This window comes from Bradyrhizobium sp. IC4060 (genome assembly GCF_020193715.1).
In the GTDB taxonomy this organism is placed as follows: Bacteria; Pseudomonadota; Alphaproteobacteria; order Rhizobiales; family Xanthobacteraceae; genus Bradyrhizobium; species Bradyrhizobium yuanmingense.
The window spans coordinates 233342-245256 of record NZ_JADYVJ010000009.1 but is presented as its reverse complement, the minus strand read 5'-3'; the positions used below and the strand labels follow the sequence as shown (position 1 = coordinate 245256).

General features: G+C 65.5%; 10 protein-coding genes. 6 read left to right on the top strand and 4 right to left on the bottom strand.

Annotated elements, in window-relative coordinates; all coding sequences use genetic code 11:
• The first annotated feature begins 25 nt into the window (after nt 1–25).
• The 5 genes from I6F16_RS26685 to I6F16_RS26665 all read left to right on the top strand — a co-directional run bounded on the left by I6F16_RS26685 (nt 26) and on the right by I6F16_RS26665 (nt 5107).
• Nucleotides 26–376 carry a RidA family protein gene (locus tag I6F16_RS26685; protein WP_025032572.1) on the top strand — a complete coding sequence of 117 codons (351 nt, stop codon included), beginning with the start codon at nt 26–28 and terminating at the stop codon, nt 374–376.
• 113 nt (nt 377–489) lie between these two features.
• Entirely contained in the window at nt 490–855 is a 366-nt protein-coding gene (locus I6F16_RS26680) for a nuclear transport factor 2 family protein (RefSeq protein WP_225114349.1), read from the top strand.
• Between the two features lie 250 nt (nt 856–1105).
• On the top strand, nt 1106–3691 hold the full coding sequence (locus tag I6F16_RS26675; RefSeq protein ID WP_225114348.1) for a ligase-associated DNA damage response DEXH box helicase: 2586 nt from the start codon (nt 1106–1108) through the stop codon (nt 3689–3691).
• Between the two features lie 42 nt (nt 3692–3733).
• Nucleotides 3734–4405: a ligase-associated DNA damage response endonuclease PdeM gene (pdeM, locus tag I6F16_RS26670; protein WP_050995974.1), complete on the top strand. Its 672-nt coding sequence runs from the start codon at nt 3734–3736 to the stop codon at nt 4403–4405.
• 270 nt (nt 4406–4675) lie between these two features.
• Nucleotides 4676–5107, top strand: coding sequence for a hypothetical protein (locus I6F16_RS26665; protein WP_036026470.1), 432 nt, complete (start codon nt 4676–4678; stop codon nt 5105–5107).
• A gap of 60 nt (nt 5108–5167) precedes the next feature.
• On the opposite strand, the gene I6F16_RS26660 is transcribed toward I6F16_RS26665, so the two are convergent.
• Both I6F16_RS26660 and pyrE read right to left on the bottom strand, forming a co-directional pair.
• A complete protein-coding gene (locus tag I6F16_RS26660) occupies nt 5168–5971 on the bottom strand; it encodes a DUF2865 domain-containing protein (RefSeq protein ID WP_225114355.1) in 804 nt (267 codons plus the stop codon).
• A 217-nt stretch (nt 5972–6188) separates the two neighbouring features.
• On the bottom strand, nt 6189–6752 hold the full coding sequence (gene pyrE, locus I6F16_RS26655; protein ID WP_225114347.1) for an orotate phosphoribosyltransferase: 564 nt from the start codon (nt 6750–6752) through the stop codon (nt 6189–6191).
• A 184-nt stretch (nt 6753–6936) separates the two neighbouring features.
• Between pyrE and I6F16_RS26650 the strand changes: the two genes are divergently transcribed.
• Nucleotides 6937–7563, top strand: coding sequence for a glutathione S-transferase family protein (locus I6F16_RS26650; RefSeq protein WP_036026473.1), 627 nt, complete (start codon nt 6937–6939; stop codon nt 7561–7563).
• Nucleotides 7564–7722: 159 nt separating this feature from the next.
• Here the strand turns inward: I6F16_RS26650 and I6F16_RS26645 are convergent, their stop codons facing one another.
• Together I6F16_RS26645 and polA are read right to left on the bottom strand one after the other, a co-directional pair.
• Complete coding sequence (locus tag I6F16_RS26645; RefSeq protein ID WP_057027515.1) at nt 7723–8358, bottom strand: LysE family translocator; 636 nt, start codon at nt 8356–8358, stop codon at nt 7723–7725.
• A 269-nt stretch (nt 8359–8627) separates the two neighbouring features.
• Nucleotides 8628–11708: a DNA polymerase I gene (gene polA / locus I6F16_RS26640; protein WP_225114346.1), complete on the bottom strand. Its 3081-nt coding sequence runs from the start codon at nt 11706–11708 to the stop codon at nt 8628–8630.
• Nucleotides 11709–11915: the final 207 nt, after the last annotated feature.

Genomic DNA, 11915 nt, shown 5'->3' with positions numbered 1-11915 from the left:
CCGTCATTCCAGCCAGGAGATCCAGATGAGCATTCAGCGTTTTGAAACCGGCCCGCGCATGAGCCAGGTCGTCGTGCACGGCAACACCGTCTATCTCGCCGGTGTCGTCGCCAACAAGGCGGCCGGCGAAAGCGTGACGAAGCAGACCCAGGACATCCTGGCGACCATCGACGGTCACCTCGCCAAGGCCGGCACCGACAAGTCGAAGCTGCTCTCGGCCACGATCTACATCACCGACATGAAGACCTTCGCAGAGATGAACGCTGTGTGGGACGCCTGGGTCTCGCCCGGCAATACGCCTGCGCGCGCCACCGTCGAAGCCAAGCTGGCCGCCCCGCAATACACCGTCGAGATCATGGTGACGGCGGCGAAGTAATTTTTGCGAAAACCTCACGCGCGTTGATGACCTCCGAGGTAATCGATCAACGCGCGTGAACCTTCGATAGTCACGGTCAGCCGGACAACACGGCGCCATCGAAGGAGAGAACCATGACCGACCCCGTCACCATCGCCCGCCGCTACATCGAGCTCTGGAACGAGCGCACCGCCGGCCGCCGCCGCGAGCTGCTGAGCGAAAGCTGGACGACGGATGCGAGCTACGTCGACCCCGTGATGAGGGGCGACGGCCAGGACGGCATCGAGGCGCTGATCGCAGGTGTGCAGCAGCGCTTTCCCGATTTCACATTCAAGCTGATCGGCGAGCCCAACGGCTACGGCGATCACATCCGCTTCTCGTGGGGACTTGGCCCTGACGGCGCCGACAGCCCGATCAAGGGCACCGATTTCGCCGTGCTGAAGGACGGCCGGATCAGAAGCGTGACCGGATTTCTCGATCAGGTCCCGGCCGGGGCGTGAGAGCGCTGGCCCTCGTCGCGCAGGCGAGGAGAGGACCGAAATTTGGACCTCACAAGCGGCCGTCATGCCCGGGCTTGTCCCGGGCATCCACGTTCTTCGTGCCGCGGGTAAGACGTGGATGGCCGGGACAAGCCCGGCCATGACGATGTCGAGTCTATCGTGCCTCAAATGGACAGCGCGTGTGCGATCGCCCTGTCGCAGGCCATAGCCCCCCTCGACGAAGCCATCCCTACGGCTTACCTGTCATGCCGTGCCGCCCCGTATCCTCCAAACATCGACCGAGCCGGCCGCGCTGCTGCCGGATCGCTTCCAGGCCTGGTTCGCAGCCCGCGGCTGGTCGCCGCGCGCGCATCAATTGGCGCTGCTGGAGAAGGCGCGCGAGGACCGGTCGGCGCTGCTGATTGCGCCGACCGGCGCCGGCAAGACGCTGGCCGGATTTCTGCCGACGCTGGTCGAGCTGTCGACGCAGCCGCTGACGCGCGACGCGGGCGCGAAGAAGAACCTCGTCTCCACCGGCCGCAGCGTGCAACGCAGCGGCGGCCTGCACACCCTCTACATCTCGCCGCTCAAGGCGCTCGCCGTCGACATCGCGCGCAATCTCGAGCGTCCGATCGCCGAGATGGACTTGCCCATCAAGGTCGAGACCCGCACCGGCGATACGCCGGTGTCGCGCCGTCAGCGGCAGCGGCGCTATCCGCCCGACGTGTTGCTGACGACGCCCGAGCAGCTCGCGCTGCTGCTCTCCTCCGACGACGCACCGTTCCTGTTTTCCTCTCTCAAGCGCATCGTGCTCGACGAGCTGCACGCGCTGGTCACGTCCAAGCGGGGCGATCTGCTCTCCCTCGGGCTGGCGCGATTGTGGCGCCTCGCGCCGCAGATGCGCGCGATCGGCTTGTCCGCGACCGTAGCCGAGCCAGAGCAGCTCGCGCGCTTCCTGGTGCCGCAGCCCGACGGCAAGGAGCGGGCAGCCGACATCGTCGTCGCCGGCGGCGCCGCGCCGCCCGTGGTCGAGATGCTCGATACGCGCGAGCGGCTGCCCTGGGCCGGTCACAGCGCGCGTCACGCGCTCCCTGAAATCTACGAGCTGATCAAGGCCAACAAGACCACGCTGGTCTTCGTCAACACCCGCAGCCAGGCCGAGATGCTGTTCCAGAATCTCTGGAGCATGAACGACGATGGCCTTGCCATCGCGCTGCATCACGGCTCGCTCGACGTCGCCCAGCGCCGCAAGGTCGAAGACGCCATGTCGGCGGGCCGGCTGCGCGGCGTGGTCTGCACCTCCTCGCTCGACCTCGGCGTCGACTGGGGTGACGTCGATCTCGTCGTCAATATCGGCGCGCCAAAAGGCTCCTCGCGTCTGATGCAGCGCATCGGCCGCGCCAATCACCGCCTCGACGAGGCTTCCCGCGCGGTGCTGGTGCCCGCCAACCGTTTTGAAGTGCTGGAGTGCCGCGTCGCCATCGACGCCATCGCCGAGAATGCGCAGGATACGCCGCCCTTGCGCACTGGCGCGCTCGACGTGCTGGCTCAGCATGTTCTGGGCTGTGCCTGTGGCGAGCCGTTCTTCAGCGACGAGCTCTATGGCGAGGTTCGCACCGCCGCGCCCTACGCAAGCCTGTCGCGGCAGGATTTCGACGACGTCGTCGATTTCGTCGCCTCCGGCGGCTATGCGCTGAAGACCTATGAGCGCTTTGCTCGCATCAAGCAGGACAAGGAGGGACGCTGGCGCGTCGCCAATCCCAAGGTGCGGCAGAGCTACCGCATGAATGTCGGCACCATCGTCGAGGACGACATGCTGAAGGTGCGGCTGGTGCGTTCGCGCGGCAGCGGTGCAGGATCCACAGGCGTGATCGCACGCGGCGGCCGGCTGCTCGGCGAGATCGAAGAAGCCTTCATCGAGGGCCTCTCCCCCGGCGACACATTCGTGTTCTCGGGCGAAGTGGTGCGCTACGAGACCCTGGTCGAGGACCAGGTCTATGTCTCGCGCGCACATGACAAGGACCCGAAGGTGCCGTCCTACATGGGCGGCAAGTTTCCGCTTTCGACCTATCTCGCCGAGCGCGTGCGCCGCCTGCTCGATGATGGCCGCGCCTGGGGCGGCTTGCCGGAGCAGGTGCGCGACTGGCTGTCGCTGCAGAAGGATGTCAGCAGAGTGCCGGCGGTCCGCGAGCTGCTGGTCGAGAGCTTTCCGCGGGCCAACAAGCATTATCTCGTTTGCTACCCCTTCGAGGGCCGTCTCGCGCATCAGACCTTGGGCATGCTGCTGACGCGCCGGCTGGAGCGCGCTCGCGCGCGTCCGCTCGGCTTCGTCGCCAATGAATATGCCGTGGCGATCTGGGGGCTCGGTGATCTCTCCTTCATGATCCGCGATGGGCGGATCGACCTCAACGCGCTGTTCGATCCTGACATGCTCGGCGATGATCTCGAAGCCTGGCTCGCCGAATCCGCGCTGATGAAGCGAACCTTCCGCAACTGCGCCATCATCTCCGGCCTGATCGCGCGCCGCCACACCGGGGAGGAGAAGAGCCGCCGTCAGGTGCTGTTCTCGACCGATCTCGTCTACGACGTGTTGCGCAAGCACCAGGCCGATCACGTCCTGCTCCGCGCTGCGCGCGCCGATGCCGCCACCGGCCTGCTCGATTTGCGCCGGCTCGGCGACATGCTGATGCGCATCCACGGCCGCATCACGCACCGGGAACTCGACCGCGTCTCCCCGCTCGCCGTGCCCGTGATGCTGGAAATCGGCCGCGAGTCAGTTTATGGCGAAGCTGCAGACGAGCTTTTGGCGGAAGCCGCCGACGAGCTCGTCAAAGAGGCGATGGATAGAAGCGGGTAAGACGTGACGGCAGGCGCGCTGATTTCGGGAGATGTCGAGGACATGCGCGTTTCCAGAGTCACGATCAGCGATGTGACCTTTGCGGCCGATCTCTCCGGCGCGCTGTTCTGGGACGAGCAGCGCCTGCTCGTCGTCTCCGACCTGCATCTCGAGAAAGGCTCGAGCTTCGCCACGCGCGGCGTCCTGCTGCCGCCTTACGATACCATTGCGACGCTCGGCCGGCTCGCTGCTGTCATCTCCCGCCATGATCCGCGAGTGGTCATCGCGCTCGGCGACAGTTTTCACGACCGCAGCGCGCATGAGCGCCTGTCCGCCGAGGACCGCGACGCCTTGGCCGCACTCCAGACCGGCCGCGACTGGATCTGGATTTCCGGCAATCACGACCCCATGCTGCCGCGCGATCTTGGCGGCACCATTGCGGACGAAGTCGCAATCGGCCCGATCACCTTCCGCCACGAGCCGACCGGCGCCCACGGCGAGATCGCCGGCCATCTGCATCCGAAGGCGCGTGTCTCGGCGCGTGGCCGCTCGATGGAGCGCCGCTGCTTCGCCAGCGACGGGATGCGGGCGGTGATGCCGGCATTCGGTGCTTACGCGGGGGGCCTCAGCGTCCGCGATCCAGCCTTCGCAAAGATCTTTCCGGCGAATGGCTTTGTCGCCCATCTCCTCGGCGACCGCCGCGTCCACGCCATTGCGGCCTCGCGCTGCCATTGAGGCGCCGGCTGCATTAGGACAGCACTACGACCGGTATTTTTCCGGAATCGCGCAAAGCCCGCTATCGGTATTAACGTCCGCGCTTGCCGGGGCTGGATTTCATCCCGAACAAGATTGCAACCGGCAAAGGGGTCGCCTCGGGCGGCCCCTTTCGATTCCACGCGCGCCCAGAACAAATTAAGAACACTTTAGCAAGTCTTTGATATATCATTGTGATTCGGCGCCTCGCCGATACTATATCTAGCGTCTGTCCGACTTTGCGAGGACTACATGTCCACCATTGCCTTCGACCAGTTTGCCCTCACCCGGATCGCCGATTTCGCGCGCTCGCTGTCACGGCTGCATCAGGCCGCGCGGCGCCAGAGGGTCGATGACGACCAGTTCGACCGCGAGTTCAACGCGGTGTGCCAGTCGATCTGGGGCTACACCATCGACGATGTCAGCGACGATCTGTTCTCGTCCGAGGATCATCTGTTTCTCGACACGCTGGACGAAGCGCATGCGCGCATCTTCGCGGCGGAGCAGGGCTATGACCTCGTCGGTGATCAGGGCATGCTGACCGATTGGTGGGGCTTCTGCTGGATGATCCTGGCCGAGAAGCGCGGCCTCCTGACGCCGGAGAACCGCGCCTCCGCGCGCGCCGCGATCGAGGAGAAATATCTGGCGGCGCCGAATGTGATCGGCGTGATCATCGGGAGGTAGTGCCGCAAATTCCGTCATGCTTCGCTACGCTCGCAATGACGGTGTGGTTACAGGTGAGGCTTAATCCAACCCCGCCCGCTTCGCCGGCTTCGCGGCGGTCTTCGGCACTGTCACGTCCGGCAGCGGCTCGCGCACGATCTCGTTTGACGCTGGCGCATCTGCCGACACCGTTTCGGCGCGCACCGGCGCCACCTTCATCTCGCCGAGCCGCGCTCGAACCTGCGCGGTGAGGCCGGGATAGGAGGCAACCGGGGTGAAATCCGCAGCCTGGTCGTTGCCGACGCGGACGCCGGTATAGGCGACGAGGCCGTCGCTGGTGGCGATCACGTCGCCGGCCTTCAGGGAGGAATCCAGCGCAAGGTCGACCGGGGCAAGACCGACGGGTTCACGGCCGTTGCAGGTGCAGTCGGCGCGCAGCGCCTTGCGGTAGGCGAACGCGTTCTCGCTGTCGGCGTAGCGCTCGCCGGTCTGTGAATAGGCACCGTCGATCGACGAGCCGAAATAGACCTTGGTCGCGCTGGCAGGACAGAACGCCTGACACATCTGCGCGGGTGAGACGAGACCGCGCATCAGCGGAAAGTATTTCCCGTCGCAACTGCGTACGCAGAAGGCCGGTCCCGAGCCACCGGCCGCGGCCGAGCGGGTCGGCGGCACATATTGCGGCGTGGCGCCATTCTGCTGGCTGCTGAAGGGATCGACGTGGGAGTTCGCCGGCGGCACCTCGCGCTGCGGCCGCTGCTGCATTCCGCCGAAGAGGAAATCGAACAGGCCTTCGGCCGCAACCGGGGTCGGCGCCGCCAGCAGCGGCGCTGCCAGCATGGCGGCCACAAGCGAAGCGCGACGCCGCCGGCGCGCATGGGACATGACTGTACGCAATGCTTACTCCACCCGACGCTACTGAATCGGCTGGGACCGAGCGATCTCAGCACACGATTCACCATAAAGCGGGATGGTAAATGAGCAGTTGAGCGTAGGCGGTTTCAAGACGAGGCGGTGGCCTCTTTAAGGCCGGGCGCAGCTTTGGACGGGTGGTTGCTACCGGGACACATTGAGGCACGACGGCGGAGAAATTTCCGCCACTTCACCCCTTCAAGAATTCCGACGCCTTGTACAGCGAGCGGAACGGCAGGCCAGCCGCACCGAACGTGTCGGTGGCGCCTTCCTCGCGATCGACCATGGTCAGCACCAGCACGACATTGGCCCCGGCCTCGCGCACCGATTCCACCGCCTTCATCGCCGAGCCGCCCGTGGTGGTGACGTCCTCGACGATCACGACGCGCTTGCCCGCCAGCGTCTCGCCCTTGGCCAGGCCCTCGATCGCGAGCTTCGCGCCGTGCTCCTTCGGCTTCTTGCGCACGAAGAAGGCCGCGATCGGATGACCCTTGATCCAGGAGATCTGCGCCAGCGCGCCGGCGAGCGGCACCGCGCCCATCTCGAGACCGCCGATGAAATCGAGCTGGTCGTCCTTGAGCGCCTCGTAAGTCAGCTCGGCGAGCAGCGTTGCGCCCTCGGGGTCGAGCATGGTCGGCTTGAGGTTGAAGTAGAAATCGCTCTTGCGGCCCGACGCGAGCGTCACCTCGCCGCGGCCGAACGAGCGCCGGCGGATGATCTCGAACAGGCGGGCGCGGGAGGCGGATTTCGACACGGCGGTCCCTCAAACAGCGTTTTTGGTGGGGGCGGAATTTATCCGCGACCGACGCGACATTCCAGAGGGGGCGTCTCCCGTCAACAGGGATCGGCCATCCCGGTCCGCCGGTTGTGAGGGCGCAACCTTCTGGAGTAGGTGAGGGGGCAAGCCTTCGGGCAAGCCTCTTGGGGAAGGACACGGAATGACTATCGAGCTCTATACCTGGAACACGCCGAACGGCCGCAAGATCTCGGTCGCGCTGGAGGAGATGGGGCTGCCCTATAAGGTGATCCCGGTGAACATCACCAAGGGCGAGCAGATGGCGCCCGAGTTCCTCAACCTCTCGCCCAACAACAAGATCCCCGCGATCGTCGACCCCGAGGGGCCTGAGGGCAAGCCCGTCAGCATCTTCGAATCCGGCGCGATCCTGCTCTATCTCGGCGAAAAGACCGGCAAATTCCTGCCGAAATCGCTTATCCAGCGCATCCCGGTCTACGAATGGCTGATGTGGCAGATGGGCGGCTTCGGCCCGATGCCCGGCCAGGTACACCATTTCATCGCACTCGAGAACGAGCAGGACCGGGCCTACGGCCTGAAGCGCTTCATGGCCGAGACCCGCCGGCTCTACGGCGTGCTCGACCGCCGCCTGGAGGGGCGCGACTTCGTCGCCGGCGAGCTCTCGGTTGCCGATTTTGCCATCCTGGGCTGGGCCTGGCGCCATCCTCGCCACAAGGTTGATCTGGCCGACTTCCCCAACGTCAAGCGCTGGTACGAGGCCCTGATGGCGCGCCCGGCCGTGAAGCGGGGGATGGAGGCGAAGCTGGATTAAGCTCTCTTCTCCCTCTCCCCGTTCTTACGGGGAGAGGGTTGGGGTGAGGGGCCTCTCTCCCCATGCGAGATGGTCGAGAGACCTGTACCCCCTCACCCGAATTCGATCTGCGATCGAATTCGACCTCTCCCCGCAGGCGGGGAGAGGTGAAGACCATCCTCACACCCTCTTCGCTTCCACCGCCATCCGCACCGCGAGTCCCGCCAGCACGGTGCCCATCAGCCAGCGTTGCACCAGCATCCAGCTCGGCCGGTTCGCCAGGAACAGCGCGATCGATCCGGCCGCGAGCGCGATCATCGCGTTGACGCTGACGCTGATCGCGATCTGGATCGCGCCCAGCACCACCGACTGCGTCAGCACGCTGCCCGCTGTGGGATCGATGAACTGCGGCAGCAGCGCCAGATACAGCATCGCGATCTTCGGGTTGAGCAGGTTGGTGATGAAGCCCATCACGAACAATTTGCGCGGGCTGTCGACCGCGAGCTTCCTCACCTGGAACGGCGAGCGTCCGCCCGGCTTCACCGCCTGCCAGGCGAGCCACAGCAAATAGCCGGCGCCGGCAAAGCGCAGCGCGTCATAGGCGAAAGGAATGGCGAGCAACAGCGCCGTGATACCGAACGCCGCGCACAGCATGTAGAACACGAAGCCGAGCGCCACGCCGCCGAGCGAGACGATGCCGGCCGCGCCGCCTTGCGTGATCGAGCGCGAGATCAGGTAGATCATGTTCGGTCCCGGCGTGAGCACGAGGCCGAGGCTGACGAGGGCGAAGCCGAGCAAGGCGGAGGTGTGGGGCATGGTTGAACCGGTGCGGGAGATGGCACGGTTCTAGTATGCGCGGGATCGCGCGGCCATCGCGCAATTGCTCGGAGGACAATCGAGGTCTTGCGCCGGTGTGCTCCCTCGCCCCGGTTCTTACGGGGCCGGGACGAGCTTCGCTCGCCCTGAGAGGGTTGGGGTGAGGGGCTTTCTCCAACCGGCGGTCGTCGATGAACCTGTACCCCCTCACCCGGATCGCAGGAGCGATCCGACCTCTCCCGGCAAGCGGGGAGAGGTAAGGAAGTGCGCTAGTGCGCCTCGTCCCAATTGTTCGCGGCGCGGGCGTCGACATGCAGCGGCACCGAGAGCAGCACGGCCGGGAACGGCGCATCCTGCATCACCTTCTGCACGACGGGGAGCGTTGCCTCGACCTCGTCGTCCGGCACCTCGAAGATCAATTCGTCGTGCACCTGGAGCAGCATCTGCGCCGACAGCTTCCTCGCGGCCAGCGCATCCTCCACGCGGGTCATGGCGCGGCGGATGATGTCGGCGGCGGTGCCCTGAAGCCGCGCGTTGATCGCGGCGCGCTCGTTGAAGGCGCGCACCGAGGCATTCGAAGCCTTGATGTCGGGGTAGTGGCACTTGCGGCCGAACAGCGTGGTGACGTAGCCGTGGTTGCGGCAGAAGTCGCGCGTTTCGTCCATATAGGCGCGGATGCCGGGAAAACGCTCGAAATATTTCTTGATATAGGCGGAGGCTTCCTCGCGCGCGATGCCGAGCTGGTTGGCGAGGCCGAACGCGGAGATGCCGTAGATGATGCCGAAATTGATCGCCTTGGCGCGGCGGCGGATCTCGCTCGGCATGCCCTTGATCGGCACGCCGAACATTTCGGATGCGGTCATGGCGTGAATGTCGAGCCCGTCGCGAAACGCCTGCTTCAGCACGGGAATGCCGGCGATCTCGGCCAGCAGCCTGAGCTCGATCTGCGAATAATCGGCGGAGACGAGCTTGTGCCCGGGCGTGGCGATGAAGGCGCGGCGGATCTTGCGGCCGTCCTCGGTGCGCACCGGAATGTTCTGCAGGTTCGGCTCGTTCGAGGACAAGCGCCCCGTCGTGGTCGCAGCCAGCGCGTAGGTGGTGTGCACGCGGTGGGTCTGCGGGTTGACGTAGGTCGGCAGCGCGTCGGTGTAGGTCGATTTCAGCTTGGAGACCTGGCGCCACTCCAAAATCTTCTTCGGGAAGTCGTGGCCCTGCTCGGCGAGCTCGTCGAGTACCTGCGCGGTGGTCGACCACGCGCCGGTCTTGGTCTTGGTGCCGCCTGATAATCCCATCTTGCCGAACAGGATGTCGCCGATCTGCTTGGGGCTGCCGACATTGACCGGCTCGCCCGCGATCTCCTGGATCTCGGCTTCGACGCGCGCTGCGGTCTGGGCGAAGTCGCCGGAGAGGCGCGACAGCACCTGGCGGTCGATCGAGATGCCGCGCCGCTCCATACGCGCAAGCACGGAGACCAGCGGCCGCTCCAGCGTCTCGTAGACCGCACTCATGTGCTCGGAAACGAGGCGCGGCTTCAGCACGCGCCAGACCCGCAAGGCGATGTCGACGCTTTCGGCCGATAGCGGTGCGGCCTTGTCGATCGGCACCTGGTCGAAGGTGATCTTGCCCTTGCCGCTGCCGAGCAGCTCGCTTTCCTTCAGCATGGCATGACCGAACCAGCGCTCCGACAGCGATTCAAGCGCATGCGAGCCGCGGCCGGCATCGAGCACGTAGGAAATCAGCAGCGCATCGTCGATGTTGCGCAGAGTGATGCCGTGCTGCGCCAGCATCACGGCGGTGAACTTGACGTCGAAACCGATCTTGAGGACGCCTGCCGATTCCAGCACCGGGCGTAGCGCTTCGATGGCATCGGTGTGCTTGATCTGGTCCGGCGCGAGGCCTGCATCGAACAGGCCGGCGCCGCCGCCGGACTGCTTGTGCGCCAGCGGCAGGTAGCAGGCATCGTTAGGCGCCAGCGCCAGCGCGATGCCGCAGAGATCGGCCTGCATCGGATCGATCGAATTGGCCTTGATGCCGATCGCAACATGGCCGGCATCGTGAATACGCGCGATGAAGGCGTCGAGCTCTTTCCGCGACTTGATCGTCTGGTACTTGGCACGGTCGACCGGCAGCTTGCGCAGGGCCTCTTCGCGCGCTGCCGCGAGCGAGATCGGTGCCCCCTTCGGGCTCGCAGCCTTGTCCTCCTTGCCTGCGGACTTGTTGGGCTGGTTCGGCCGGGCTGGCGCCGGAGTTCCCGTACCTGGTGCCGGCACGACGTCCGAGGGCGGCAGCGTCGTGAACACGCTGGCGCCGCTGGCATAGCCGGGATCGGCATCGACGTTGGCGGGATCGATCTGCGCATATTCGGCGACGCGCCGCGTCAGCGTCGTGAACTCCATCGCCCTGAGGAAGGCGATCAGCTTGCGCGCGTCGGGCTCGTGGACGGCGAGGTCGTCCAGCGGCACCTCCAGCTCGACCTTGTCGTCGAGCAGCACGAGCTGCCGCGAGATGCGCGCCTTCTCCGCGTTCTCGAGCAGCGCCTCGCGTCGCTTGGGTTGCTTGATCTCGCCGGCGCGGAACAGCAATTGGTCGAGATCGCCATATTCGGTGATCAGCTGCGCCGCGGTCTTGATGCCGATGCCGGGCACGCCCGGCACATTGTCGGTGGAATCGCCCGCGAGCGCCTGCACCTCGACCACCTTGTTCGGCGGCACGCCGAACTTCTCGATCACTTCAGGGATGCCGATGCGGCGGTCCTTCATGGTGTCGTACATGGTGACGCAATCGGTGACGAGCTGCATCAGGTCCTTGTCGGACGACACGATGGTGGCGCTGGCGCCGCGCTCGCAGGCCTGCCGCACATAGGTCGCAATGAGATCGTCGGCCTCGAAGCCGATCTGTTCCAGGCAGGGCAGGTCGAAGGCGCGCACGGCTTCGCGGATCAGCGCGAATTGCGGAATGAGATCGTCGGGGGCCGGCGGCCGGTGCGCCTTGTAGTCCGGATAGATCTTGTTGCGGAAGGTGATCTCCGACTTATCGAAGATGATGGCCAGATGCGTCGGCCGATTGTCCTCGGGCATCTCGCGGAGCAGCTTCCACAGCATGTTGCAGAAGCCGAGCACGGCGTTGACCTGGAGCCCGTCGGATTTGCGGTTCAGCGGCGGCAGCGCGTGATAGGCGCGGAAGATGTAGGAGGAACCATCGACCAGGAAGACGTGGTCGCCCTTTCCGGCCGCCTTTGCCGCGACCGGTTTGGCAGCAGCCTTGGCAACAGCGGGCTTGGTCTCTGCGGCAGCTTTCGGCGCGGCCTTGGTGTCAGCTTTGGCGGTGGTCTTCGGAGATGTCTTGGGCATGGCCGCAATGTATGAATTTTTGCGGACTTTGACAGCCTTGGGAGGCGGATTTTTGGGCCGGTAGCGCGACTAATCCCCGCTGTCATTCCCCGCGACCCGGCTACGCCAAGGCTTCGCCGAGGTCTCGGTCTTGGGCACGCCGAAGCTCTAGCGTAGGCGGCAAGCGGGGAATCCAGTACGCTGCGGCTTCTCGGTTCAATCGCTGGC